This window comes from Sphingopyxis sp. (genome assembly GCF_035686825.1).
Taxonomy (GTDB): domain Bacteria; phylum Pseudomonadota; class Alphaproteobacteria; order Sphingomonadales; family Sphingomonadaceae; genus Sphingopyxis.
In genome coordinates, this window is the sequence record NZ_DASRYZ010000006.1 from 258,075 (window position 1) to 284,553 (window position 26,479).

The 26,479-nt window shown below is 66.5% G+C and carries 22 protein-coding genes; 11 read left to right on the plus strand and 11 right to left on the minus strand.

Features of this window, described 5'->3' with window-relative positions; translation table 11 throughout:
• Positions 1 to 5: 5 nt before the first annotated feature.
• Positions 6 to 1,502, minus strand: a complete 1,497-nt coding sequence (locus VFG17_RS14685; protein WP_325030119.1) for a BCCT family transporter — start codon at positions 1,500 to 1,502, stop codon at positions 6 to 8.
• 180 nt (positions 1,503 to 1,682) lie between these two features.
• On the opposite strand from VFG17_RS14685, the gene VFG17_RS14690 reads away from it, so the two are divergent.
• Complete coding sequence (locus tag VFG17_RS14690) at positions 1,683 to 2,114, plus strand: hypothetical protein (RefSeq protein ID WP_325030120.1); 432 nt, start codon at positions 1,683 to 1,685, stop codon at positions 2,112 to 2,114.
• Positions 2,115 to 2,118: 4 nt separating this feature from the next.
• Here VFG17_RS14690 and VFG17_RS14695 read toward each other — a convergent pair whose 3' ends face one another.
• On the minus strand, positions 2,119 to 2,631 hold the full coding sequence (locus VFG17_RS14695) for a hypothetical protein (protein ID WP_325030121.1): 513 nt from the start codon (positions 2,629 to 2,631) through the stop codon (positions 2,119 to 2,121).
• Positions 2,632 to 2,874: 243 nt separating this feature from the next.
• On the opposite strand from VFG17_RS14695, the gene VFG17_RS14700 reads away from it, so the two are divergent.
• Positions 2,875 to 3,213: a UrcA family protein gene (locus VFG17_RS14700; RefSeq protein ID WP_325030122.1), complete on the plus strand. Its 339-nt coding sequence runs from the start codon at positions 2,875 to 2,877 to the stop codon at positions 3,211 to 3,213.
• A gap of 385 nt (positions 3,214 to 3,598) precedes the next feature.
• Here the strand turns inward: VFG17_RS14700 and VFG17_RS14705 are convergent, their stop codons facing one another.
• From VFG17_RS14705 to VFG17_RS14725, 5 genes are all read right to left on the minus strand, one after another.
• Positions 3,599 to 4,330, minus strand: coding sequence for a response regulator transcription factor (locus VFG17_RS14705; RefSeq protein WP_325030123.1), 732 nt, complete (start codon positions 4,328 to 4,330; stop codon positions 3,599 to 3,601).
• A gap of 5 nt (positions 4,331 to 4,335) precedes the next feature.
• Positions 4,336 to 5,508: a sensor histidine kinase gene (locus VFG17_RS14710; RefSeq protein WP_325030124.1), complete on the minus strand. Its 1,173-nt coding sequence runs from the start codon at positions 5,506 to 5,508 to the stop codon at positions 4,336 to 4,338.
• A 94-nt stretch (positions 5,509 to 5,602) separates the two neighbouring features.
• The gene (locus VFG17_RS14715) at positions 5,603 to 7,066 is read right to left on the minus strand and encodes an MATE family efflux transporter (protein WP_325030125.1); all 1,464 of its coding nucleotides are present in this window, start codon (positions 7,064 to 7,066) and stop codon (positions 5,603 to 5,605) included.
• Complete coding sequence (locus VFG17_RS14720; protein ID WP_325030126.1) at positions 7,063 to 9,858, minus strand: valine--tRNA ligase; 2,796 nt, start codon at positions 9,856 to 9,858, stop codon at positions 7,063 to 7,065. Before VFG17_RS14720 ends, VFG17_RS14715 begins: the two co-directional genes overlap by 4 nt.
• A gap of 162 nt (positions 9,859 to 10,020) precedes the next feature.
• Positions 10,021 to 12,087, minus strand: a complete 2,067-nt coding sequence (locus VFG17_RS14725; RefSeq protein ID WP_325030127.1) for a S9 family peptidase — start codon at positions 12,085 to 12,087, stop codon at positions 10,021 to 10,023.
• A gap of 491 nt (positions 12,088 to 12,578) precedes the next feature.
• On the opposite strand from VFG17_RS14725, the gene VFG17_RS14730 reads away from it, so the two are divergent.
• On the plus strand, positions 12,579 to 13,343 hold the full coding sequence (locus tag VFG17_RS14730) for an HPP family protein (protein ID WP_325030128.1): 765 nt from the start codon (positions 12,579 to 12,581) through the stop codon (positions 13,341 to 13,343).
• 118 nt (positions 13,344 to 13,461) lie between these two features.
• Here VFG17_RS14730 and VFG17_RS14735 read toward each other — a convergent pair whose 3' ends face one another.
• On the minus strand, positions 13,462 to 14,748 hold the full coding sequence (locus VFG17_RS14735; protein WP_325030129.1) for a metal-dependent hydrolase family protein: 1,287 nt from the start codon (positions 14,746 to 14,748) through the stop codon (positions 13,462 to 13,464).
• Positions 14,721 to 15,626, minus strand: coding sequence for a KPN_02809 family neutral zinc metallopeptidase (gene ypfJ, locus VFG17_RS14740; RefSeq protein ID WP_325030130.1), 906 nt, complete (start codon positions 15,624 to 15,626; stop codon positions 14,721 to 14,723). Before ypfJ ends, VFG17_RS14735 begins: the two co-directional genes overlap by 28 nt.
• Before the next feature lie 153 nt (positions 15,627 to 15,779).
• On the opposite strand from ypfJ, the gene VFG17_RS14745 reads away from it, so the two are divergent.
• The 5 genes from VFG17_RS14745 (at position 15,780) to VFG17_RS14765 (ending at position 20,765) form a co-directional block, all read left to right on the plus strand.
• Entirely contained in the window at positions 15,780 to 16,937 is a 1,158-nt protein-coding gene (locus VFG17_RS14745) for a patatin-like phospholipase family protein (protein WP_325030131.1), read from the plus strand.
• A 32-nt stretch (positions 16,938 to 16,969) separates the two neighbouring features.
• Complete coding sequence (locus VFG17_RS14750) at positions 16,970 to 17,755, plus strand: 3-hydroxybutyrate dehydrogenase (RefSeq protein WP_325030132.1); 786 nt, start codon at positions 16,970 to 16,972, stop codon at positions 17,753 to 17,755.
• Positions 17,756 to 17,828: 73 nt separating this feature from the next.
• Entirely contained in the window at positions 17,829 to 18,476 is a 648-nt protein-coding gene (locus VFG17_RS14755) for a DUF4893 domain-containing protein (RefSeq protein ID WP_325030133.1), read from the plus strand.
• 42 nt (positions 18,477 to 18,518) lie between these two features.
• On the plus strand, positions 18,519 to 19,844 hold the full coding sequence (locus tag VFG17_RS14760) for an amidohydrolase (RefSeq protein WP_325030134.1): 1,326 nt from the start codon (positions 18,519 to 18,521) through the stop codon (positions 19,842 to 19,844).
• A gap of 96 nt (positions 19,845 to 19,940) precedes the next feature.
• Positions 19,941 to 20,765 carry a helix-turn-helix transcriptional regulator gene (locus VFG17_RS14765; RefSeq protein ID WP_325030135.1) on the plus strand — a complete coding sequence of 275 codons (825 nt, stop codon included), beginning with the start codon at positions 19,941 to 19,943 and terminating at the stop codon, positions 20,763 to 20,765.
• Positions 20,766 to 20,920: 155 nt separating this feature from the next.
• Here the strand turns inward: VFG17_RS14765 and VFG17_RS14770 are convergent, their stop codons facing one another.
• Positions 20,921 to 21,688, minus strand: coding sequence for a crotonase/enoyl-CoA hydratase family protein (locus VFG17_RS14770; RefSeq protein WP_325030136.1), 768 nt, complete (start codon positions 21,686 to 21,688; stop codon positions 20,921 to 20,923).
• Between the two features lie 241 nt (positions 21,689 to 21,929).
• On the opposite strand from VFG17_RS14770, the gene VFG17_RS14775 reads away from it, so the two are divergent.
• Together VFG17_RS14775 and VFG17_RS14780 are read left to right on the plus strand one after the other, a co-directional pair.
• Positions 21,930 to 22,124, plus strand: coding sequence for a DUF465 domain-containing protein (locus VFG17_RS14775; protein ID WP_325030137.1), 195 nt, complete (start codon positions 21,930 to 21,932; stop codon positions 22,122 to 22,124).
• 69 nt (positions 22,125 to 22,193) lie between these two features.
• Positions 22,194 to 23,180 (plus strand): TerC family protein, encoded by a 987-nt coding sequence (locus VFG17_RS14780; RefSeq protein ID WP_325030138.1) that lies wholly within the window; start codon positions 22,194 to 22,196, stop codon positions 23,178 to 23,180.
• Between the two features lie 147 nt (positions 23,181 to 23,327).
• On the opposite strand, the gene VFG17_RS14785 is transcribed toward VFG17_RS14780, so the two are convergent.
• Complete coding sequence (locus VFG17_RS14785) at positions 23,328 to 24,920, minus strand: isocitrate lyase (protein ID WP_325030139.1); 1,593 nt, start codon at positions 24,918 to 24,920, stop codon at positions 23,328 to 23,330.
• Between the two features lie 160 nt (positions 24,921 to 25,080).
• Between VFG17_RS14785 and VFG17_RS14790 the strand changes: the two genes are divergently transcribed.
• Positions 25,081 to 26,469 carry a helix-turn-helix domain-containing protein gene (locus tag VFG17_RS14790; protein ID WP_325030140.1) on the plus strand — a complete coding sequence of 463 codons (1,389 nt, stop codon included), beginning with the start codon at positions 25,081 to 25,083 and terminating at the stop codon, positions 26,467 to 26,469.
• Positions 26,470 to 26,479: the final 10 nt, after the last annotated feature.

Below are 26,479 nucleotides of genomic sequence, written 5' to 3' on the forward strand. Positions count from 1 at the left end.
CTTTCTCAGGACCGGGCGGGGGCGGCTTCGTGCCGTCCCCGTACCGCCATCACAGTCAGCGAGAGCGCCGCGCCGGCGATGACGAACAGCGCGGGAAAGCCGCCGAGCACCGACATCATGCGGATGCCGTCGATGCCGCCGCCCGCGACGAGCACGAGCGCGACGAGCCCGACGGTAACGCCCCACACCGCCTGAACCCACAAGGGCGCCTCGGGGCGCTCGGGCGAGATGCCGTGCGTCGACAGCGCGCTCATCGCCGAGACATTGGCATCGGCGCCCGCGACATAGGAGAGGAAGATCGCGAACAGCACGATTCCCGCGACGACGGGGCCGCCGCCGAGCGCGCTGAACAGGCGGAACAGCACGGGATCGGGGCCCTGCGCGGTCAGGATCGCATAGAGGCCGGCGCCGCTTTGCTGGTCGAGTGCGATCGTCGCCCCGGCGATCGCGGTCATCCAGACTGCGCCGAACAGCGAGGGCAGGATCAGATTATAGAGGATGAAGGCGCGGACGCTGTATCCGACCGCGAGGCGGCCGAGGAAGAGCGCGGTGACCGGCGCCCAGGCGAACCAGTTGGCCCAGTTGAAGATCGTCCATTGGCGGTGCCAGCCGGTGTCGACGTCGAGGCCGAGGTTGCGGGGGAGGAAGGTCTGAAAGTAGTCGAAGGTGCCGCGTAGCGCGAGGTCGAGCATCGAGGCGGTCGGGCCGGCGAGGAGGACGAAGGCGATAATTGCGAAGAAAATCCAGGTATTTAGCACCGAAAGGCCGGCGATGCCCTTTTGCAGGCCGGTCGCCGCCGAGATGAGGAAGCTCGCGACGATCGCCGTCGCGATCGCCCAGCGCAGCGCGGTGCCGCCGTCGAAACCGCCGATCCCCTCGACCCCGCCCGCGAGCGCGAGCAGGCCGGCGCCGAGCGAGGCGGCCATTCCCGCGACGAGCGCGTAGAGGCAGACGATGTCGATGCCGGTGCCGACGGGCCCGTGCGCGCGCTGGCCGAGCAGCGGGACGAACAGCGACGACAGGCTGAACGGTTCGCGGCGGTTGTAATAGACGAGCGCGAAGGCGAGCCCGGCGACGGTGTAGATCGCGTAGGGCGTCAGCGTCCAGTGGAGGAACATCGTCGACATCGCGAAGGTCGCCGCGGCGTTGCTGCCGGGCGCGAGCCCCAGCATCGCGGGCGGATCGTTGAGATGGAACAAGGGCTCGGCCGCGCCCCAGAAGAGGATGCCCGTCGCGATCGTGGTGCAGAGCGTCACCGCGAACCAGCGCCAGCGCGAGAGAATGGGTGTCGCGCCCGGCCCGCCGATGATCCGTCCGCCGAGCGGCGAGAGCGCAATGGCGGCGAGCAGCGCCAGAAAGCCGATCCCCGCCCAAGCGAAGAGCGGCGAGAAGTTGCGGAGGATCCAGTCGTTGATCGCCGTTTCCGCCGCGACGACGGCGGCGCCTTGCCACAGGCTGAGGACGACGGCGGCGAGCAGCACGGCGAGCGGCGTGAAAAACACCGGACGATTGAGCGGATGTTTCGGGAGGGCGTGTTTCGGGGGTGCTGGCAAAGGGGCGGCCGATCGGACAGGGTGAACCCCAGCATGACGACTGCTCCGCCCGAGGTCAAATCGGCGGGAACGGTCCACCGGACCAAGCGTTCGACCGCCGGACAGGAATGATTTGAAGGAGTGACTTCGATGACCAGGATGATTTGGACGGCAACCGCCGCCTTCGCACTGCTCGCTTCGGGGCAGGCGATGGCCTGGCAGACGCCCGAGGCGGCCCCCGCCACCGAACCCGCAGCGACGCCCGCGCCCGCCGCCGAAGAGAAGGCGCCCGACGGCACGACGCCGGAGGAGCGCGCGAATACGGCGCGGCTCAACGCCGAACAGGCCGCGCGCGCGCGCTCCGACAACACGACCTATGCACAGGAAGTGTCGGCGGCGCAGCAGCAGGTGGCGCACGACCAGCAGGTCTATACCGATGAAACCGCGGCCTATGAGGCCGAAAAGGCGCGCGTCGCCGCCATGTCGGCCGAGGAACGGATCCAATGGGAAGCCGATGTCGCGGCGTGCAAGGCGGGCGATACGACGCGCTGCGCGCCGCCGGCGCCCGTGCCGCCGCGCTGAGTCGTCAATATTCCGCCGTCGGCGCGCCGGGTCTTTCGATCGGCGGTGCGTCGGCGGCGATCGCGGGCCCGATCATGTCGCCGCCTTCGGGTGCGAGCGTTTCGAATCGCGGGCCGGGGTCGGGAAAGCGGCCGCCATATTGGTAGCCGTCGTCGAGCGGTTCGGGGGCCGGTTCGTCCGGCAGCGGCGCGTCCATGTCGACCGCCCCCAGGTCGCGGAAAGCGTCCGCCATCCTCGCCTCGCGTTTGGCGCGAAGCCGGGCCGCGACGCCATAGCTGTCGGGGCACGCGAAGCACGGGGCGGCGGTTTCGCCCTGCGGGACGCGCGCGTCGGGATTGGCGCTGTACTGCGCATAGGAGGCGGGATCATCGCCGCCACGCGCACGCGCTGCGACGAGCGGTTCGGCACTCTCTTCGCCCAGCAGCACCCCGGCGAGCGTTCCGGCGAGCGCGAGCAGCAGGAAGCGGACCAGCAGTTCGCCGCGTCGACTCGCCGCGAAAGATAATTTCCTCGCCACCGGCCGATTTGGCCCCAAGCGTATGTTCAATGCAACCCCAGCGCCATGATATTGCCCCGCCGCCGGCCATTCGTCGACGGATGGACGCACTTCGTCCGTAAATCGAGCGGCCGTTCGCCCCGATCGATCCAAAGATGAATCCCATGACGTCCAGGGGGTATCACCCGTGTTGCGGGATATCGGAAGACGGTCTCCCCGGTCCGCGATCCGGTATCCCGCATCCCTTGTAGAGAGGACTCCCCCATGGCGAATTTTTCCCTGATGCTGCTGGCAGTGCCGCTGGCGACGGCCGGCCTCGCTGCCCCCGCTTTCGCGCAAGACGACACGCGGAGCGTGACCGTGTCGTATGACGATCTTAACCTGTCGAGCGAACGCGGGCGCGAACGGTTGACGACCCGCGTCAAGATGGCCGTTCAGAAGGTTTGCGGATTGCCCGGCCGCGTGACGCTGCGCGAACGCGTCGCCGAGCGCGAGTGCAAGGCGCACGCGACGCGCGATGCCGAAACGAAGCTTGCCGCGCTGTTCAATGGCGGCGGCACGCGGCTGGCCGGCCAAGGGCCGGTGGTCGTCGCCGCTCCCTGACCCTTAACGGCCGTATGTTGTCCCAAGAGGCGGCCATGCCCCGGCGGCATGGCCGTCTTTTTTTGGGCGGAAGCGTACATTGCGCCTTAAAATATCCGTTCGCATCGAGCGAAGTCGAGATGCCCCTCGGGCTAAGTGTTCTTTCGATGGGTGTCTCGACGTCGCTCGACACGAACGGAACATGGGAATATCCGCTGCCGACCGATTGCCGCCATGATGGCTCTCGTCACCCCGGGCTTGACCCGGGGCCTGCCTTGTCCTTTTCGACGTTGTGCAGGAGGAAGGCGGGTCCCGGGTCAAGCCCGGGATGACGAAGGTAGGAGACGTCCGCTTCCTACCCCAAAGCCGACCTTTTCCGGCAAGCTGGCGGCATGACGTCTTTTCGTCAGGCGTGCATGATCGCTTTTACGTCGTGCAGATAGGTGCGGCCGATGCGGTGGACGCCGCCTTCGCCCAGATCGACGCTCCACGCGCCGTCGCCATGATGTTTCAATCCGACGATCCCTTCGCGGCGGATCATCTTCGACCGGTGGATGCGCATGAACTGGTCGGGATTCATGCGGGCTTCGAGTGACTTGATCGTCTGGTGGATCAGCCAGCTGCGGCCGCCGACGTGCAGGCGCATATAGTCGCGCTCGGCCTCGATCAGGTCGACTTGGCCCACGTCGATGCGCAGCATCTCGCCGCGGTTCTGCACCCAGAATTCGTTGATCCACTTGCTCTTTTGTGCGGGCATGCGTTCGGTCGCGCGCCATTCGCGGACGCGCGACAGCGCGCGCGCGAGCCGATCGGGCGACACGGGTTTGAGCAGATAGTCGACCGCGGCCACGTCGAACGCCGCGACGGCATAGCGATCGAAGGCGGTGACGAAGACGACCGCGGGTGGATTGTCCATTCGCTCGATCGCCGCAGCGACCTCCAGCCCGTTGAGATCGGGCATCGCGATGTCGCACAGCACGAGGTCGGGCGCGAGCGCGTCGACCATGCGCAGCGCCGAGGCGCCGTCGCTGGCGGTGCCGACGAGCGCGATGCCGTCCTGCTGCCCGGTCAATATCTGGAGCCGCTCGATCGCGAGCGGTTCGTCGTCGACGATCAGGGTGCGAAGCGTCTGTATCATGAGGGTCAGCAAGCCTCCCTAGCCAGCGGCAGCCACAGCGATACCACAAAACCGCCATCGTCCGACGGGCCCCATTCGCAGCCGGCGGTGGGGCCATAGCGCGTCAGCAGGCGCTCGCGGACATTGCCGAGGCCGAGGCCGGTGCCCGAGGCGGGAACCGGCGCCCTGGGGTCGATGTCGTTTTCGATGCGCAGGATGAGCAGCCCATATTCGGCGCTGGCGGCGAGGCGGATCGCGATTTTTCCCTTGCTGGGCGCGACGCCATATTTGATCGCATTTTCGATGATCGGTTGCAGGATCAGCACCGGGACGCACGCGTTCTTCAGCTCGTCGGGCATCGTCACTTCGACCTGGAGCCGGTCGGGGAAGCGCGTCTGTTCGATGTCGAGATAGAGGCGCTGGAGCGCGATTTCCTCGTCGAGGCTGACGAGCTGTTCGGGATCGACCGCCAGGCTCGAGCGCAGGAAGGAAGAGAGGTTCATGATCATCGTCTCGGCCTCGCTCTTCGACCCCTTGAGCACGAGCGTCGACAGCGAGTTGAGCGTGTTGAACAGGAAGTGCGGATTGACCTGATAATGGAGCGCGCGCAGCTGCGCGGTCTGCGCTTCCATCCGGAAATGGTTGGCGCGCCGCTCGACCGCGCGCATTTCATTGGCATAGCCGAAAGCGACATAGAGCGCGGCCCAGACGGCGAAGAAGAAATACCAGCGGATCGAGCTGTCGAGGATCAGCATCATTTCCCACGCGACGGGGAATTTCGACTGCACTTCCTCGATGATCTTTGCGGTATCGGGCGCGGGAAACCAGTAGAAGAAGACCAACAGGTTGATCGTCGCATAGACGACGACGAGCGGGACCGCGGCGCCCATCGCGGCGGCGAGGCGCGCGCCGAAGCTTTGCGGCTGCGCGCGCTGGAGCAGCTGATAGAGGACGAAGGTGCACAATATGCCCGCGATGACGACGATCGCGCGGCGGCCGGCATAGGACCATTGTTCGGGCGCGCCGGTGAGCAGGGCGAGCCCCGTCGTGATCAGGAAATAGATCACCCACATCGCGATGATCGACCCGATCGCGACGCGCGGATTGACGCGGGCGTCGGAGGCACGCCAGTCGGGCGCCGCCGCCAGCATTTTCGCGCGCTGGTCGCGCAGCGCGTCTTTGCGGTTTGTCACATTCATTGACGTTGCTTTAGCGGCAAAAGCCGGTCGATGGCTAGCGGGCGCCGGGCCGCCAGTCGAAGCTGCGCGGGCCTTGGTCGAAAGCGGCCGCCGATCAGCCGGCGGGTTGCGGGAGCGTGCGGCGCCAGCCCCCGCGCCGGTAGATCGCCCACGCCATCGCGAGCGAGGCGAGCGACGACAAGGGAAAGCTCCACCAGAGGATGTCGCTGCCCACCATCGGGTAACCGAAATAATAGATGCCGAGGCGGATCGGGAACATCGACAGGAAAAGGATGACGAGTGGCGGGACGACCGAGCCGTTGGCGCGCAAGGTGCTGATCAGCACGATCGTCGTGCCGAAGGGCAGGAAGGTCCAGGTCGCGATCAGCTGGATATTGCGCGCGACGTCGATCGCCGGGCTTTCGCTGCCGAGGAAGAGCGCGAGCGCGGCGCGGTCGAAGATCAGGAGGAGGACGATCAGCACCCCGGTCATCGCGAGGTTGATCATGATCCCGCTGTTCGTCACCGACGCGACGCGGTCCCAGCGGTTCGCGCCGATATTCTGCGCCGCCATCGAGCTGACAGCGGCGCCGACCGCGAGCGCGGGCATCTGGATATAGTTCCAGAGCTGAAGCGTCGCGCCATAGGCGGCGGCGGTGACGAGCCCCTCGCGGTTTACGAGGCCGACCATCACGAGCCCGGCGCCCGAAATGACGAGCATCTGCGCGCCCATCGGCAGGCCGCGGCCGATGATGAAGCGCAGTTCGGACCATTTGGGATAGAGATAGGCGAGTTCGTGGCCGCGCAGGCGGAGGACGTGATTCTTCGCATAAAACCAGCCGATCATGCCCGCGAGGCTGATCGTGCCGGCGGCGGCGGTGGCGAGCGCGCTGCCCGCGATGCCGAGGCGCGGGAAGGGGCCGAGGCCGAGGATGAGCACCGGGTTGAAGACGATGTCGAGCACCACCGCGAGGATCATGAAGCGCAGGGGCGTCATCGCGTCGCCGGCGCCGCGCGACGCCATCATCAGCGTGACCGACAGCATCGAGGCGGGGACGGCGAGGAAGGTGACGCGCAGATAATCATGCGCGAGCGCGAAGGCTTCGGGCGGGGTTTCGAGCCAGCCGAGGATGCGGTCCGACGCGAACCAGCCGACCACCGCGATCACGACCGAGAAGATCAGCGCGAGGCCGATGACGCCGCCGGTCGCGCGGCGCGCCGCGTCGATATCGCCGCGGCCCATCGACTGACCGATGAGCACCGTCGCCGCCATGCCGAAGCCGAAAAAGGCACCGAACATCAGGAACATGATGATGTTCGCATTGGCGGTCGCGGCGAGCGCGCCCTCGCCGAGGAACTGGCCGACCCAGATCGCATTGACCGAGCCCGACAGCGTCTGGAGGATGTTCGACGCGAGCGTCGGCAGCGCGAAAAGGACCAGCGTCTTGGTGATCGGGCCTTGCGTCAGGTCCATCCGCCCGCCGCCGCGCGCGGTCTGGCGCGGCGGGACCGGGCTCGCGGCGGGGTCGGCCGCCGCCGCGACGGGCGTCGGCGTGACGGGCGCCTCGCCGTCCGTCACCCCAGGCGGGCCAGTGCGGCGGTCAGGCGGTCGGCCTCGGCCTCCTTGGCGGCATGGTCGGCGCGCGCCTTTTCGACCGCTTCGGGCTTGGCGCGTTCGACGAAGGAGGGATTGTTCAGGCGGCCGGCGAGGCCGTCGCGCTCTTTCGTCGCGGCGGCGAGCGCCTTGGTCAGCCGGTCGCGTTCGGCGGCGATGTCGATGACGCCTTCGAGGGGAATCAATAGTGATCCACCCATCAATGGCATTGCGATGCTGGGCCCGTCCGGGCTGGCTGGATGGTTCGGAAGGCCGAACTTTCCATGTAGTGGACGGTTGATTGTTTCCAGGCGGCCAAGGCGCCTCAGCAGCCCCTCGATGTGCGAAAGAGTTTCTTCGCCGAAGTCCGTCTCCGCCAAGAACCACGCCGTAAGCTTCTGGCCCGGTGGGATCGACAATTCTGTCTTGGCCGACCGAATTCTACTCACAGCGTCGATGAGCCATCCGATCTGTCGGCTCGCAGTTTCGTCGATCTTTGCGTTCGGCGCGGGCCATTTCGCGGTGATCAGCGGATAGTCCGCGCGGTCGCCGAGCCCCGTCCACAGCTCCTCGGTGATGAAGGGCATGAAGGGGTGGAGCATGACGAGGATCTGGTCGAGCACCCAGCCGGCGACGGCCTTGGTTTCGTCGTCGATCGCGCCTTTAATGAGTTCGAGATACCAGTCGCAGAAGCGGTCCCACGCGAAGCTGTAGATCGCGTTCGCGGCTTCGTCGAAGCGGTAGGCGGCGAAGGCGGTTTCCATCGCGGCGACGGTGGCGGCGACCTCGCCGATGATCCAGCGGTTGACGGGGAGCTTCGCGGCGGGCGCTTCGACGCTGGTCGAGGCCGAAATGCCATTGGCTTCGCAGAAGCGCGCGGCATTCCACAGCTTCGTCGCGAAGTTGCGGTAGCCCGCAAGGCGCGCGTCATCCATTTTGATGTCGCGGCCCTGGCTTTCCATCGCCGACATGAAGAAGCGGAGGGCATCGGCGCCGTACTGGTCGATCAGGCCGAGCGGGTCGACGACATTGCCCTTCGACTTCGACATCTTCGCGCCGTCGGGCGCGCGGACGAGGCCGTGGAGATAGAGCGTCTTCCACGGAACCTCGCCCATGAACTCCATCCCCTGCATCGCCATGCGCGCATCCCAGAAGAAGAGGATGTCGAAGCCCGAGATGAGGACGTCATTGGGGTAGTGGCGCTTGAGGAGCTCGGTGTTCTCGGGCCAGCCGAGCGTGGCGAAGGGCCAGAGGGCCGAGGAGAACCAGGTGTCGAGGACGTCCTCGTCGCGGGTGAGGACAACGCCCGCGCCTGCTTCGGCCCGCGCTTCCTCTTCGGTCTCGGCGACGAAGATGCGGCCGTCGTCGGCGTACCAGGCCGGGATGCGGTGGCCCCACCAGAGCTGGCGCGAGACGCACCAGGGCTGGATATTCTCCATCCAGTTGAAGAAGGTCTTTTCCCACGTTTTGGGCACGATGTTGATGCGGCCGTCGCGCACCGCCTGGATCGGCGGCTGCGCGAGCGTCTTGGCATCGACATACCATTGGTCGGTGAGCATCGGTTCGATCACCACGCCGCCGCGGTCGCCAAACGGCTGCATGATGAGCTTGTCCTCGACCTTGACCATCAGGCCCTCGGCGTCGATGTCGGCGACGACGCGCTTGCGTGCTTCGTAACGGTCGAGCCCGCGATATTCCTCGGGAACGAGGTTGAGCGCGTCGATCTCGGCCGGGGTCGCGGTCGCGCCCTTCGCGATCTCGACCGCGCGCGCCGCGGCTTCTGCATAGGGCGCACCGTCGGCGCGCATCGCCGCGACCTCATCCATCAGGCGGTACATCGGAATGTTGTTCCGCTGCGCGACGCCATAGTCATTCTCGTCGTGCGCGCCGGTGATCTTGACCGCGCCCGACCCGAAATGCGGATCGGGATATTCGTCGGTGATGATCGGGATCAGGCGGCGATGTTCCTTCGGCCCGACCGGAATTTCGCAATATTTGCCGACGATCGGGCGGTAGCGCTCGTCATCGGGGTGCACCGCGACCGCGCCATCGCCGAGCATCGTTTCGGGGCGCGTCGTCGCGATCGCGATATAGTCGCGCTCTTCCTGCAGCACGACGTTGCCGTCGGCGTCGCGTTCGACATAGGTGTAGGTTTCGCCGCCCGCGAGCGGATATTTGAAATGCCACATATGGCCCGGCACTTCGCGCGATTCGACTTCGAGGTCCGAGATCGCGGTCTTGAGCGCGGGGTCCCAGTTCACGAGGCGCTTGTCGCGGTAGATCAGGCCCTTTTTGTGCAGGTCGACGAAGACTTTGACCACGGCCTCGGTGAAATGCGGGTCCATCGTGAACTGCTCGCGCGACCAGTCCATCGAACAGCCGAGGCGGCGGAGCTGGCCGGTGATCTGGCCGCCGCTTTCGGCTTTCCACTGCCAGACCTTGTCGACGAATTCGTCGCGCGTGAAATCGGTGCGCTTTTGCTGGCGCTCGTTCAATTGACGCTCGACCACCATCTGCGTCGCGATGCCGGCATGGTCCATGCCGACGACCCACAAAGCATCCTTGCCGCGCAGCCGCTCGTAGCGGACGAGCACGTCCTGCAGAGTGTTGTCGAGCGCATGGCCGATGTGCAGCGCGCCGGTGACGTTCGGCGGCGGGTTGACGATCGTGAACGGCGTCGCGTCGGGGCGCGCGGGACGGAAGAGTCCACGGCTTTCCCACTCATGGGCCCATTTCGCCTCGATAGCGGCGGGATCGAATGTTTTTTCCATCGGCATAGCCGGGCGCCTTTGCCAGCCGGGGCGCGGGGCGGCAAGGGGGGATAGCTGGAACAGACCTATCTACCTCGTCATGCCGGGCTTGACCCGGCACCCGCCTTTCTTTTCGTCAAGAAGGCAGGCCCCGGATCAAGTCCGGGGTGGCGATGCAGAAAAGTCCGCCTATTTCTTTAGATGCTCACCCAGCCAATTGAACACCGTCTGGTGCCACTGGACGCTGTTCGCGCCCTTCAGGACCCAGTGATTCTCGTCGGGGAAGACGAGCAGCTGCGACGGAACATTCCGGCGCTGGAGCGCGGTGAAGGCGGCGAGGCCTTGGCTATAGGGGATGCGGAAATCCTTTTCGCCGGTGATCACCAGCATCGGGGTCTTCCACTTGTCGACATGATTGACCGGGTTCCATTTTTCGGGGTCGGTGCGTTCCCACCACGGGCCGCCATGATCCCATTCGTCGAACCAGAGTTCCTCGGTCTCGAACGCCATCGCGCGGAGATCAAAGACACCGTCGTGCTGGACGAGGCATTTGAAGCCGTCGGTCCACTGGCCCGCGATCCAGTTCATCATATAGCCGCCATAGGAGGCGCCGAGCGCGCAGGCGTTGTTGATGTCGAGCTGCGCATCCTGCTGGCCCGCCGCGGCGAGACCGAGCTTCAGATCCTCAAGCGGCTTGCCGCCCCAATCCTTGTTGATGCTGTCGGTGAAGGCCTGGCCGTAACCGGTCGAGCCGTGGAAATCGACGGTGACGACGCCATAACCCTGCTGCGCGAAGAGGCGCGGGTTCCAGCGGGTCGACCAGCTGTTGCCGAAGCTGCCCTGCGGCCCGCCATGGACGATGAAAGCGACCGGCAGCTTCTGCACCGGGCTGACGGGCTTCAGGATCATGCCCCACACCTTGTCGCCGTTCGCGCCCGCGAACTGGATGCGCTCGAGCTCGACCGGGTCGAATTCGGCGAGGCGGTCGGCGTTGACCGCGGTGAGTTGGCCGACCTTGCCCTTGGCATCGCGGACGAAGAGGTCGGTCGGCGCAAGCGCGCTGTTGCGCGAATAGAGGAGAGCGCCGCCGGGGAGCGGGGTGACATCGCCGATATTGCCCGCATATTCATCGGGCGACGCCTTCAATTTCTCGACCTTGCCCGTCGCGGCGTCGATGCGGAACACGGGATGTTCGAGCGTGTCCTGCGCGGTGACGTAAAGCGACTTGCCGTCGGGCGCCCAGGCGATCGAACCGACCGAGCGATCCCACGCGTCGGTGAGCTTCTTCGTCTCGCCGCTTTCGAGGTTGCGCAGCATCAGCACGAGCCGGTCGGCCTCATAGCCCGGACGCGCCATCGCGACGTAAGCGAGCCATTTGCCGTCGGGCGACGGCGTCGGCAGCGTGTCGGTCGCCTGATTGTCCTGCGTCAGATTGACCGGCGCCATCCGGCTGTCGACGAGCCAGCTGTAGATATCGAGGTTGGTCGACATCGGCTCGTTCCGGTCGGCCTTGCGCAAAGTGAAGAAGACCGTGCGGCTGTCGGCGCCCCACGCGAGTTCCTCGCCGCCGCCAAAGGGTTTGGAGGGGGTGTCGCCGATCAGCCCCGCGTCGGCCGGGCGCGCCGCGGTCGCCTTGCCGCCTTCAAGGTTGAAGACGAAGGGGCGGCTGTAGGTGCCGGGGGTTTCCCAATGATCCCAGTGACGCACGAAGCCCGCGCCATCCTTGTAGAGCCGGCCGGTGCCGGGACCGGGAAGCGCGCCCTTGTCCTTCGCCTCGCAGCCGAAATCGGTGCATTCCTTCGCGATGTCGCCCCAGGCGAGCAGCCTGGTCGCGTCGGGCGAGATTTTGAAACCCGCGACGTCGGCGTGGGTGTCGGTGACCTGCGTCGCGGCGCCGCCCGCCTTGGGATCGATCCGCCAGACCTGATCCTTGCCCGAGGCGTTCGAGAGGAAATAGAGGAAGCCGTCCTTGTCGAAGGCGGGCGAGGTTTCATTCTTGCCCGCGGTGTCGGCGATCGGGGCGGGCTTTGCGTCCTTGGCATTGCGATCGACGAGCCAGAGGCCGGTCGAGCGTTTGTAGGTCTCCGCCTCGGTCTCGGTCATCTGGAACACGACCCAGCGGCCATCGGGCGATGCCGTCGGCGCGGCGACGCGTTTCAGTGTCGCGAGGTCGACTTCGGTCATCGGACGGGCGAGGGCGGGGGTGGAAAGGGCGGCGGTGAGCGCGATCGCGCTGGTGAGGAGATGGTTTCGCATGAAAGCGGTTTAGCCGCGCGGCGTATGTGATCAAGTCGTTACGTCGCCAAGCTGTGGCCGCGATGTCTGTTTTGGGGTGGTTTCCAGTCGTTCGTCATCTCGGACTTGATCCGGGATCCACCGCAGCGTTGAAGTCATGGACCCCGGATCAAGTCCGGGGTGACGATGAAAGAAACATCCTCCCTGTGCCGAAGGCATGGGGAGGTGGCAGCGCGAAGTGCTGACGGAGGGGCCTATGGCGCACCCGTCGCGGCCCCTCCACCACCGCCTGCGGCGGCGGCCCCCCTCCCCATGGCCTGCGGCCACAGGGAGGATTAATAGCAGCTTTCGGTCGCTCGCAGTCTTTCGTGATCGAAGAGGGAGGGTGTTTCGATCCAAGATGATTGGTTTCCCGCAATTGCTCTCAATCGAGCTTCGCGCGGTCCAATCAAAGCTGTCTGGATCGCAGCGCCTTTCTGGTCCATCGGCGCGGCCCGAAAGAGGAGAATCGCTTGTTCCGCGCGCTGTCGACCACCACCATCCTTCTGTTCGTGCCGCTGCTGGCGGGCGCGAGCCTGCGCGACCGCGCGATCGGCAGCGTCGGCGCGCTGATCGGGATCGCGGTCGTCGGCGTGTTTTGCATATTGTTCTTCCCCGCGGCGACGCCGTGGATCGTCGCGCCCGTCGGAGCGTCGGCGGTGCTGCTGTTCGCGGTTCCCGCGAGCCCGCTCGCGCAGCCCTGGTCGATCGTCGGCGGCAATGTCCTGTCGGCGGCGTTCGGGGTGATCGTTATGGGGATGGTGCCGGAGCCGGCAGTCGCGGCGGCGCTGGCGGTCGGTGGCGCGATCCTGATCATGTCGCTGCTGCGCTGCCTGCATCCGCCGGGCGGCGCCGCGGCGCTGAGCGCGGTGATCGGCGGCCATACGCTGCAGTCGGGGCACGCCGCGCATTTGCTGCTGCCGATGCTCGTCAATTCGCTGCTCCTCGTCGCGGCGGGCTGGGCCTTTCACCGCTTTTCGGGCCACAGCTATCCGCACCGCGCGGCGCCGGTCGAAGGCAAGCCGGTGGTCGCGGCGGCGTCGGCGGGGGTGTTGATGGACGACATCGACGCGGCGCTCGCCGATCTGGGCGAGACGTTCGACATCGGCCGCGAGGATTTGGCGCTGCTGCTCGCGCGGGCGGAGGTCCATGCTGCGTCGCGGATCGGGCGGGCGCAGATTGCTGCGGTCAAAAAGGTGCGCGGCAAGAAGGCGGTGCGCGAGGTCGAGCATTCCTAAAAGTCGCCATCCCGGACTTGACCCGGGATCCACCCCGGCGTCGCGTGAATGGACCCCGGGTCAAGCCCGGGGTGACGATGTCGAAGAGGGGTGACGACTGGAAGGCGGCAACTGGCAGTCAGCGCACCAACACGCCGCCCTTCATCACATGGTCGATCTCTTCGAGCACGCCGATGTCGGCGAGCGGGTCGGCCTTGACCGCGACGAAATCGGCGTAGCGGCCCGGGACGATCGCGCCGATGTCGTCGCGGCCCATTTCCCCGGCGGCGCGGCCGGTCGCCGACTGGATCGCCTGCATCGGCGTCATCCCGTACTTGACCATATTGCGGAACTGGCGCGCGTTGAGCCCGTGCGGATAGACGCCGGCGTCGGTCGCATAGCCGATGTTGACGCCAAGCTCGACCGCTCGGCGGAAGGCGGCGCGCTGCGCGTCGGTCGTCTCGCGGTTCTTGCGCAGATATTCCTCGGGCCAGCCCTCTTTCGTGCCGACCTCGTCGATCCAGGTGCCGTTGTAGATGTCCATCGCGAGCCAGGTGCCGTGCTTTTTCGCAAGCTGCAGCGTCGCCTCGTCGGCGAGGCTGGCGTGTTCGATGCTGTCGACCCCGGCGTTGATCGCGTTCTGAATGCCGATCGCGCCGTGCGCGTGCGCGGTGACCCTTTTGCCGCGCGCATGCGCGACCTTCACGATCGCGCGGAGTTGTTCGGGCGTCAGTTCGGGCGCGCCGGGTTCGGTGCCGATCGCGAGCACCGCGCCGGTGGCGATCGTCTTGATGAAATCGGCGCCATGATCGAGCAGATATGTCGTCTTCGCCGCCGCTTCCTCGGGCGTTGCGGCGACGCCGAGGCGCATGTCGGGCGGCAATTGCTCGTTCGGGACGACGCCGTTGAGTTCGCCGCCGCCCTTGGGGATGGTGAGATAGGCGCCCGCGACCCACATGCGCGGGCCGGGAACGTCGCCGCGATCGATCGCATTGCGCAAAGCGACGTCGGTGAGGCCGCGATAGGTGCCGACGTCGCGGACGCTGGTGAAGCCCGCTTCGAGCGTGACGCGCGCGTTGCGCGCGCCGACGAGCGCGGTTTCGGCGGGCGAGGCCTTCATCGGCGCGGCGTGATCGGCGCTCTGGCCGAGGTCGGCGAGGTGGGTGTGAAGGTCGATCAGGCCGGGGAGGACGGTGAAGGCCGACCAGTCTAGCCGAGTTGCGCCGGCAGGCGCGTTTCCGCACGGCCCTACCGCCTTGATCCGCTCGGCCTCGACCGTGATGCACTGGCCGGTGCGGACGTCGTTCGAGACGCCGTCGATCAGCCGCCCCGCCGCGATATAGAGGGTTTCGGCCGACGCCGGCGATGCCGCCAGAAGGGACGCCGCGAGCGCGGCGGTCAGATGGCGGTATCGAAGGCGTTGCACTGGCGCGGGTCCCCCGATTGCAGGCCGCGGCGCAGCCAGCTCATGCGTTGTTCGCTCGTTCCGTGGGTGAAGCTTTCGGGGACGGGGCGCTGGCCCGCCGAGCGCATCAGCGTGTCGTCGCCGATCGCGTTGGCGGCGCGCATCGCTTCCTCCATGTCGCCCGCCTCCATCACCGGCTGGCCGGCGCTGTTGCGTGCGCGCGATGCCCAGACGCCGGCATAGCAGTCGGCCTGCAACTCCATGCGGACCTGCAACTGGTTGCCCTCGGCCTGCGAGCTTTGCCCCTGCGCGCGGCGGACCTGATCCGAAATGCCGCTGATCGTCTGGATATGATGTCCGACCTCGTGCGCGACGACATAGGCCTGCGCGGCGTCGCCCGCGGCGCCGAAACGCTGTTCGAGTTCGCGGAAGAAGGCGGTGTCGAGATAGACGCCCTGATCGGCGGGGCAATAGAACGGCCCCATCGCCGCTTGCGCCGCGCCGCATTCCGACCGGTTCTGGTCGGTGAAGAAGTTGAGCGTCGGCTTCTGATAGCCGCTGATCAGCTCGCCCCAGACCTGATGCGTCGAGCCGAAGACGTTGCACGCGAAGCGTTCGGCCTGGGTGTCGCAGGCGACATTGGCGCCGCTGCGGCTGTCGGCCATCGGGTCGCTGGTGCCGCCGCCCAGGCTCAGCATGTTGGCGCCGGGGCCGAGCACGAAGAACGCCACCGCGCCGAGCAGCAGGATCGTCCCGCAGCCCATCTTGCGCCCGAGCAGCATCGGCAGGAAGCCGATCAGCAGCCCGCCGAGGCCGCCGCCTCCGCCGCCGCCGAAACCGCCGCCGCCCCGGCCCAGATCGCGAATATCGTCTCCGGGATCATAATCGTCGAGGCGCATCGGGCTTCTCCACCATCAAGGTCGTTCCGGCGCGAGTGTTACAGCAGCGCCGGACAATTGGAAGGGGGTTCGCAGCCGACAAGCCATTGCAATGGCGCGTGCTGCGGTGCAACATGGGCGCCGCTCCAAGTCAGAGGATTGTCCCCCGAGTCCATGTCCCGCCGAGCCGCCCGCGCCGCCTTGCCGCTTCCCGACCTCGTCGTGCTCGTCCTGCAGGGCGGCGGCGCGCTTGGGGCGTTTCAGGCGGGGGTGTATGAGGCGCTGATCGACCTCGGCATCGAGCTCGACTGGGTCGCGGGGATTTCGATCGGCGCGGTCAACGCCGCGATCATCGCGGGGAACGAGCGCGATCAGGCGGTGGGCAAGATGCGCGAGTTCTGGGAGGGCGTGTCGTCGGCGCTCCCCTCGCTGCCGACCCCCGACAATGACTGGGCGCGCGAATGGTCGCATATGGCGGCGGCGGGGCAGGTGATGGCGTTAGGCGTGCCGGGCTTTTTCACCCCGCGCTTTCCGCCGCCGGCGCTCGCCGAGCGGCAGACGCCCGAGGCGGTGAGCTTCTATGACACCGCGCCGCTCGCGGCGACGCTCGACCGGCTGGTCGACTGGGACCGGGTGAATAAGGGCAAGGTGCGGCTGTCGGTCGGCGCGGTGGCGGTCGAGACCGGAAACTTCCGCTATTTCGACACGACATGCGACACGATCGACGCGCGGCACATCCTCGCCTCGGGCGCGCTGCCGCCGGGGCTGCCGCCGGTCGAGATCGACGGGACCTGGTATTGGGACGGCGGGCTGGTGTCGAACACCCCGCTCGAACATGTCGTTGCGGCGGCGAACGAGGATATGCTGGTGTTTCAGGTCGATCTGTTCCCCGCGCGCGGGGTGCGGCCGCACGATCTTGAGGAAGCCTGGTCGCGCGAGAAGGATATCCGCTTTTCGAGCCGGACGCGGCGGATTTCGGACGGGCTGGTGCGCCGCCGCAAGGAGCATAGGCTGATCGACCGGATGCTCGCGAAGCTGCCCGAGGAGTTCGCCGACCTTGCCGAAGTCAAGGCGGTCCGGCGCATGGTCGAGTGCAAGGCGCTCAACCTCGTGCAACTCATCCACGAGCCGCCTGCATGGCAGACCGGCGCGCGCGATTTCGAATTTTCGCGTTCGACGATGGAGGTCAACTGGGCGCTCGGCCGCGACGCGGTCGAGGCGGCGATGAAGGATGGCCATCTGCTCGCCGACAGCATCGCCGAAGGCCGGTCGGACAGCTTCGCCGTGCAATCGGACGGACTGAAACCCAAGTCCGGCACCGGCCCCGGCTGATTTCTCTCCCCCAAAGAAAAGGACCCCGCACCATGCGCCTCAAAGGAAAGACCGCCCTCGTCACCGGATCGACCTCGGGCATCGGGCTCGGCATCGCGAAAGCCTTCGCCGCCGACGGCGCCGACATCATCATCAACGGTTTCGGCGACGCCGATGCGGTCGAGGCCGAGCGCAAGGGGCTGGAGGCGATCAGCGGGGGCAAGGCGGGCTATGACGGCGCCGACCTGACCAAGCCCGAAGAGATCGAGGCGATGTTCGCGCGCGCGGACAAGGATTTCGGCGGGGTCGACATCCTCGTCAACAATGCGGGCATGCAGTTCGTCTCGCCGGTCGAGGACTTCCCGGTCGAGAAGTGGGACATGATCATCGCGCTCAACCTGACCGCGGCGTTCCACACGATCCGTCACGCCGTGCCGGGGATGCGCAGGAAGAAATGGGGGCGGATCATCGGCACCGCCTCTGCGCACTCGCTCGTCGCCTCGCCGTTCAAATCGGCCTATGTCACGGCAAAGCACGGGCTCGCGGGGCTCACCAAGACCGTCGCGCTCGAAGTCGCCGACGCCGGGATCACGGTCAATTGCATCAGCCCGGGCTATGTCTGGACGCCGCTCGTCGAGAACCAGATCCCCGACACGATGAAGGCGCGGGGTATGACGCGCGAGCAGGTGATCAACGACGTGCTGCTCGCGGGGCAGCCGACGAAACAGTTCGTCACGGTCGAACAGGTCGCGGCGCTCGCGAGCTTCCTCACGCGCGACGAGGCGGCGAACATCACGGGCGCGAACCTCAGCGTCGATGGCGGCTGGACCGCGGCTTGATCCGCTCCGCCCTTGAGCAATCTCCTTTGCGCTCCTAAGGTTAACCACAAGGGGTCGGGGAGAGAAGAGAATCATGGGTCGCTCCATTTGGGTTTTAACCGCGGCGCTCGGCATAGCCCTCAGCGCCTGCCGTACCGTGCCATCCGTTCCGCCGTCGTCGGCCGATGCGCCGCCGTCCGAGGCGACGGGCACCTGGCGCGCGACCGCGACCGATGCCGACAAGCAGCGGATCCGCGGCTGGTACAGCAGCTGGCAGGCGGCGCTCGCCGACGCGCGCGCCAAGGGCTTCGGCGCCGACATCGACCGCGAGGGTGCGCTGCTCCAGCCGATGGCGGCTTTGCCCAACCCGCATCTGCCCGCGGGCGAATATCGTTGCCGGACCATCAAGATCGGCGCGCAGGGACGCGGGGCGCTCGGCTATATCGCCTATGGCTGGTTCCGCTGCCGCGTCGCGCCCGAGCAGGGATTGTCGAGCCTGACCAAGCTGTCGGGGTCGCAGCGCCCGGTGGGCCTTATCTTTCCCGACAATCTGAAGCGCCAGGTCTTCCTCGGCACGCTCGAACTCGGCGACGAGGAGATGGCGATCAATTACGGCAGCGACCGGATGCGCGACATGGCGGGGCTGATCGAACGGATCGGCGACAATCGCTGGCGGCTCGTGCTGCCCGCGCCGGCGTATGAATCGCTGCTCGACGTGATCGAACTGGTCCCGGCGGGCTGACCGGCCGTCCGAACGGAAAAACCGACAAACAGGGGAAAGACGATGCGGAATTTGTGGACGGGCGCGGCGGCGCTGGCCTTGACGGTATCGGGCGCGATGCCCGCGGCGGCGCAGGCGCTGCGCGGCGAGGTCGAGCAGCAGATGCCGTCGCTGATGGCGATCTACAAGGATCTGCACGCCCACCCCGAACTCAGCTTCATGGAGGTCCGCTCGGCGGGCATCCTCGCCGCCGAGGCGCGCAAGCTGGGCTTCAAGGTCACCGAGAAGGTCGGCGGCACCGGCATCGTCGCGGTGATGGAGAACGGCCCCGGCCCGGTCGTGATGGTCCGTGCCGACATGGACGGCCTGCCCGTGACCGAGCAGACGGGCCTGCCCGGCGCGTCGAAGGTGCGTGTCACCACCAAGGAAGGCGTCGAAACCGGTGTGATGCACGCGTGCGGCCACGACACGCATATGACCGCGTGGATCGGTGTCGCGCGGCTGATGGCGGCGAACAAGGATAAGTGGTCGGGAACGCTGGTGATGATCGGCCAGCCCGCCGAAGAACGCGGCGCGGGCGCGCGGATGATGCTCGAGGACGGGCTTTATACGCGCTTCCCGAAACCCGAATATGTGCTCGCCTTCCACGACGCGGCGCAGTTTCCCGCGGGCAAGATCGGCTATACGCCGGGCTATGCGCTCGCCAATGTCGATAGCGTCGACATTTTGGTGAAGGGCGTCGGCGGCCACGGCGCCTATCCGCAGGCGACGAAGGACCCGATCGTGCTTGGGAGCCGCATCGTCGGCGCGCTCCAGACCTTGGTGTCGCGCGAAGTCAGCCCGCTCGACAGCGCGGTGGTGACGGTCGGCAGCTTTCACGCCGGCGCCAAGCATAATATCATTTCCGACGAAGCGCGGCTGCAGCTGACGGTGCGCAGCTATACCGATGCGGTGCGTGACCATCTGCTGGACGGTATCGCGCGAATCGCGAAGGGCGAGGCGATCGCGGCGGGCGTGCCCGAGGACCGGATGCCGGTGGTGACGGTGCAGCGCGACGAATATACGCCCGCGACCTTCAACACCCCCGAATTCACCGAGGAAATGGCGGCGTTCCTGACGACGAGCTTCGGCGAGGAACGCGTGGTCAAGATGCCGCCGGTGATGGGCGGCGAGGATTTCGGCCGCTTCGGGCGCGAGGACAAGAGCATCAAGAGCCTGATCGTGTGGGTCGGCGGGGTGCCGCAGGCCGAATATGACGCGGCGAAGAAGGAAGGCCGCACGCTGCCGAGCCTCCACTCGCCCTTCTGGGCGCCCGACGCGCCCGCGGTGATCTCGACCGCGACCGAGGCGCTGACCGCGATGACGATGAAACTGATGACGAAGGGGTAGGCGGAGACGCTTCTCTCCACGCTCGGTCTGGTCGCGCTGCCCTTTCCCAATTAAATTGGGATGGACCTGTTCGTGAGGCTGTGGTGAGCGAAAGACATGTCTGCCAATGAACCCGCTCCCGGCTTGTCCGCATGCCTCACCGACCGGGAAATGGAAATTTTGCGCCTGTTGGTCGCCGGGCACACCGTCAAGACCATCGCGGCGCGCCTGGGACGTTCGGAAACCTCGATTAACGAGCGTTTGCGCTCCGCCCGCCGGAAAACGGGCGTCGGCAGCAGCCGCGAATTGGCGCGGCTTCTGGACCGCCAAAAAACTTGTGACGAAAATATCGATCTTTCGAGCCGCCGCTCCACCGGGAAAGACTTGGCGCACACCGCGACCGTTGGGGTTCGTGGTTCGAAAGGAATGATCGCCATGCTCATTGCAATTCCCCTCGCCGCCGCCGGATTAATGTTCGCGGCCGCCCCTTCCGCCGATCAGGCGGGAACAGCCGACGCCGTCCACAGCGCGGCATCGCAGCAGCTCCCGCTGGCCGGAAGCTGGTCGCTGGACGCATCCGCCATGCCCGAGAATGAAAGGCCGCAACGGGTGACGATGACGTTTCGCGCATCGCAAGACGGCAAATGGACAACGCGGGTCGACATCGTCGCGCCCGACGGCTCCAGCAAGCATGCGGAATCGACCGCCGCGCTCGATGGCGTCGCCGTACCGGTCACCGGCAATATGGATTTCATCGACAGCGTTGCCTTGCGCCAGCCGGCACCGGACACATTGGTGATGACGCTGGGAAAGGCGGGCGCGCGAGTGTCGACGCGCGTTTACACCGTCGCCAAGGATCTGAAATCCATGACCGAAACGATCGTCTGGTCCAGCGACAAGCTTCAAAAACTGGAAACGACGCATTTTAATCGCGTTTCCTGATCGCTTACACCGGCATCGAGCGGGGCTTCGAAGAAATGCCGGACCTCACGCGTTCGCGGCCTGCGAAGTTGCAGACGCCGCGCGCGAAACGCCCCCCTCCCAACCTTCGGCACCTCGGGCTTGCCCCCGGGGGGCCGCCTTGTATGGCTTCTCCGTCATTCCCCCGTGAAAGCGGCGAAGCTGCCGCCGCGGCCTGCCCCTTCGGTAAAGCGTTTTGCGCCCATCGCGGCGCCTTCGCGCAAGGGGGCGACGCCGGCATGGGCTTCGTGCGCGAGCGCGCCCGTGATGTCGAAATCCCATTGGCGGTACGCGCTCAGCCGGTCGCTGTTCATGCAGATTTGCGGGAAGGCGGCGACCTGTTTGGCGAGCTCGACCGCGGCGGTGAGCGCGGTCCCGTCGGCGACGACGCGGTCGGCGAGGCCGATGCGGTGGGCTTCGTCGGCGGCAACGGGGCGGCCGGTCAGGATCATGTCGAGCGCGCGGCCCTGGCCGACGATACGTGGCAGGCGGACGGTGCCGCCGTCGATCAGTGGCACGCCCCAGCGGCGGCAATAGACGCCGAAGACCGCGCTTTGGGCGGCGACGCGCAGATCGCACCAGAGCGCGAGTTCGAGCCCGCCGGCGACGGCGTGGCCCTCGATCGCGGCGATCACCGGCTTTTCGAGCAGCATCCGCGTCGGACCCATCGGCCCGGGGCCGTCGGGGTCGTAGCGACTGGCGCCGACCGCGCCGAGGTCGAAGCCCGCACAGAAATGGCCGTCGCTGCCGGTGAGGATCGCGACCTTCGCATCCTTGTCGGCCGCGAAGGCGGTGAAGGCGTCGCGCAGGGCGTCGGCGGTCGCGGGATCGACCGCGTTGCGCTTCGCCGGGCGATCGATCGTGACGATCGTGACGGATCCGTCCTTTGCGATTTCGACGCTCATCATGCTTGCTCCTTCATCGGATAGAGCGTGGCGCGGCGCGGGGGGACTTGCAAGCGGCGGGCGGGCTTCCTAAATATAAGTCATGCGGGCCGGGCCCCTCTGGCGTCGGCGGGACATATCCCGCCACGTGATGTCGGACCGCATCGGGTGACACCGATGCTCTGGCCCTTTCTCCCCCCTGTTTTGAGGGTTTCGGCATCGGCGTCACCTGCTTGATTTTTCAATCAGGAGGCCCTTTTCGATGACATTTTCTCCCAATTTCTATCGCCTGACTTTGCTCCATCGCCAGCTCGACGATGCCGAGCGGCGCGAGACGCGCCGGCGCGGCGCCGACCCGTTTCGCCTGCTGCGGCTGAAGACGCTGAAGCTCGCGGTCAAGGAGCGGCTGGCGGCACTGACGCTCCGGCCATCGCTGCGCCCGGCGCTCGTCCGCTAATCCCCCAGAAATGACGATCGGGAGCGCTGCCGAAAGGCGGCGCGCTCGGCATATCCAGGGAATATCATCATGGAATTTTTGTTCGCCGACTGGCTGGGGACCCCGGCCTGGTTCTGGCTGTCGTTCATCGCGCTCGTCGTCGCGCTCACCGCCTTCGACCTCGGCATCCTCAACAAAGAGAATAAGGAGATGGGGATCGGCGAGAGTTTGAAGCTCTCGGCGCTCTATATCGGCATCGCGATGGCGTTCGGCGCGTGGGTCTGGGCCGCGAAGGGCGGCGAGGCGGGGCTGCAATATTACACCGGCTTCTTTATCGAGAAGGCGCTGTCGATCGACAATATCTTCGTCATTTCGCTGATCTTCGCGACCTTCGCGATCCCGCCGCGCTACCAGTATCGCGCGCTTTTGTGGGGTATCGTCGCGGTGATCATACTGCGCGGGATTATGATCGCGGGCGGTGCGGCGCTGGTCACCGAATATGGCTGGCTGCTCTATGTGTTTGCGGCCTTCCTCGTCTTCACCGGCGTCAAGATGCTGTTCGCGGGCGAAAAGCCGATGGATGTCGCGGGCAATCCGGTCGTCAGATGGCTGTCGCGGCACATCCCGATCACCAACGAGCTGCACGGCGAAAAATTCTTCGTGCGCGTGCCCGATACGAAGACGGGCAGGGCCGTGCTCGCGGCGACGCCTTTGTTCCTCGCGCTCGTCGTGATCAACCTCGCCGATCTGGTGTTCGCGGTCGACAGCGTGCCGGCGATCTTCGCGATCACCACCGACACCTTCATCGTCTATACCTCGAACATCATGGCGATCCTCGGCCTGCGCGCGCTCTATTTCGCGCTGTCGGCGATGCTGCACCGTTTCCATTACCTCAAATATGCGTTGGCGCTGGTGCTGGTGTTCATCGGGTCGAAAATCTTCGTCGCCGACTTCATCCTCGGCGGCGACAAATTCCCGCCGCTGGTCAGCCTGGGCGTGACCGTGGCGCTGATCGCGGGCGGGGTGATCTGGTCGCTGGTCAAGACGCGCGACGAAGAAGCGGCGCTCCCGCAATAAAAATGTCCGCCGGAAGCGCAAGGCTTCCGACGGACAGGCTTTCCTCCCCAGGAAAGCTCGGTAGGCGCGGGACGTTTGTGCACGGCGTTCCGCGCCGAGAGGGTTGGCGCGAGGGGTTGCAACGGGGCCCCTCGCGCCGAACTCGGATCAGGCGGCGAACTGGTTCATCGTGTTGTCCTTGCCCGCCGCTTTGAGGGCGGCTTCGCCGGCGAAATATTCCTTATGGTCGTCGCCGATGTCGCTACCCGACATATTCTGATGCTTCACGCAGGCGATGCCCTGGCGGATCTCGGCGCGCTGGACGCCCTTGACGTAGCCGAGCATCGCTTCGTCGCCGAAATATTCCTTGGCGAGATTGTCGGTGCTGAGCGCCGCGGTGTGATAGGTCGGCAGGGTGATGAGGTGGTGGAAGATGCCCGCCCGCTTCGCCGCGTCGCGCTGGAAAGTGCGGATGCGGTTGTCGGCTTCTTCGCCGAGCGGGGTCGCGTCGTAATCGGCGCTCATCAGCTTGGCGCGGTCATAGGCGCTGACGTCCTTGCCCTCGGCCTGCCAGCTGTCGAACACCTGCTGGCGGAAGTTGAGCGTCCAGTTGAAGCTCGGCGAATTATTATAGGCGAGCTTCGCATTGGGGACGACTTCGCGGATACGGTCGACCATGGAGGCGATCTGTTCGATGTGCGGCTTTTCGGTTTCGATCCAGAGCAGGTCGGCGCCGTTCTGCAGGCTCGCGATGCAGTCCATTACGCAGCGATCCTCGCCGGTTCCGGGGCGGAACTGATAGAGGTTCGAGGGCAGGCGCTTCGGGCGCATCAGCTTGCCGTCGCGGTTGATCAGGACGTCGCCGGGGTTGCCCGCGCCGTCGACCTCTTCGCAGTCGAGGAAGCTGTTATAGCGGTCGCCGAGGTCGCCGGGCTCCTTCGAGAAGGCGATCTGCTTGGTGAGGCCCGCGCCGAGGCTGTCGGTGCGCGTCACGATGATGCCGTCCTCGACGCCGAGTTCCATGAAGGCGTAGCGACAGGCGCGGATCTTGGCGATGAAGTCCTCGTGCGGCACGGTGACCTTGCCATCCTGGTGACCGCACTGCTTTTCGTCCGAGACCTGATTTTCGATCTGCAGCGCGCAGGCGCCGGCCTCGATCATCTTCTTGGCGAGCAGATAGGTCGCCTCGGCATTGCCGAAGCCCGCGTCGATGTCGGCGATGATCGGCACGACGTGCGTTTCGTGATTGTCGATCGCGGCCTGAACCTGCTTCGCCTTGAGCTCGTCGCCCTCGGCGCGCGCGGCGTCGAGATCGCGGAACAGCATGCCGAGTTCGCGGGCGTCGGCTTGGCGGAGGAAGGTGTAGATTTCCTCGATCAGCGCCGGAACGCTGGTTTTTTCGTGCATCGACTGGTCGGGCAGCGGACCGAATTCGCTGCGCAGCGCGGCGATCATCCAGCCCGAGAGATAGATGTAGCGGCCCTTGACGGTGCCGAAATGCTTCTTGATCGAGATTATCTTCTGCTGCGCGATGAAGCCGTGCCAGCAGCCGAGCGACTGGGTGTAGTTCGCGGGATCGGCGTCATAGGCGGCCATGTCGGCGCGCATGATGCGCGCGGTGTAGCGGGCGACGTCGAGGCCGGTGCGGAACTTGTTCTGGGCGCGCATGCGGGCGATGCTTTCGCCGCTGATGCCGTCCCACGTGCCGTCGTAATCGCGGATGAGGCGGCCGGCCTGTGCCATGTCTTCTTGGTAGCCCATCGTCTTGTCCTTCGCTCTGCCCCGTCGGGGGCGTGAAGAGGTGATGGGGTCAAACTGGCGTCTGAGGCGCCGAAAGTGAAAAGCTTTGTCAATAATATTTGTGAAATATAGCGTTTCGGTGTAAAAATGCGTGTAAATTAGTAAAGAAAGTTACAAAGCTATGGCGGAGCGGCGGGTGTTTGCGGGGCCGGCGGTGCGCAAGGCGCGGCGCGAGGCGGGGATGACCCAAGCCGCCATGGCCGAGGCGCTCGACATTTCGCCGAGCTATCTCAACCTGATCGAGCATGGGCAGCGGCCGCTCAGCGCGACGGTGATCGTGCGGCTGGCCGAGCGGTTCGGGTTCGATGCGGCAAAGTTGGGGGCGGAAGAACTGCCGGGCGGGCTCGCGGGGCTGCGGCGGCGGCTTGCCGATCCGCGCTTTGCCGATCTCGGCATCGGGGCGCACGAGGTCGAGGAATGGTTGCAGACCGCGCCGGCGACCGCGGCCGCGTTCGCGCGATTGTTCGATGCGGCGCCCGAGGGGCGCTCGGAAGGCGAAGGCGACGCGCCCGAAGTCGCCGCGGTGCGCCGCGCGATCGAGAAATGGCGCAACCATTTCCCCGACCTCGACGCGCGCGCCGAGGAGCTGGCCGACGAGCTGCGGCTCGCGGGCGGCGATCTTTACGGCACGATTTCGGAGCGGTTGCGCACGCGCCACCAACTCGGCATCCGCATCCTGCCGTCGGACGTGATGCCCGACCGGCTGCGCTGGCTCGACTGGCACGCGCGGCAGCTGATGCTCAACGAACTGCTCCGCCCCGCGTCGCGCACCTTTCAGGCGGCGGCGACGCTCGCGCAGATCGAGGCGAAGGGCGAGATCGATGCGCTCGTCGCGGGCGCCGAATTCGCCGAGACCGCGGCGGCGCGGCTGTTCGAGCGGCATTTGATCCAATATTTCGCCGCGGCGCTGATGATGCCCTATGGTCGCTTCCTGCGCGCGTGCGATGCGACGGGATATGATCTGCTGCTGCTCCAGCGGCGCTTCGGCGCGGGATATGAACAGGTCGCGCACCGGCTGACGACCTTGCAGCGCGTCGGCGCGCGCGGGCTGCCCTTCTTCATGCTGCGCATCGACCGCGCGGGGCAGGGGAGCAAACGCTATGCCGGGGCGAGCCAGTCGCCGCTCGTCGATGGCGACGCGCGCTGCCCGCTGTGGGGGGTGCATGAGGCGTTCGCGCGGCCGGGCGAGGTGGTCGCCGACCTCGTCGAGCTGGAGGACGGGTCGCGCTGGTTCACCCAGTCGCGCTCGGTCGCCGCGCCGGGCGCCACCGGGAGCGGGACGCCCGCGCGGTTCGCCGTGAGCATCGGCGTCGACGCCAAGGTCGCCGCGCCGCTCATCGCCGCGCGCGGGATCGACCTGATGCGCACGCCCGCGACACCGATCGGGCTCGGGTGCCGGCGCTGCACGCGCACCGGCTGCGTCCAGCGGTCGATGCCCCCCTTGGGACGTCCGCTGCGGTTCAGGGAGGGCGAGCGCGGGGTGAGCGCGTTCGATTTCGCGGGGGACTAGGGCCCAGACC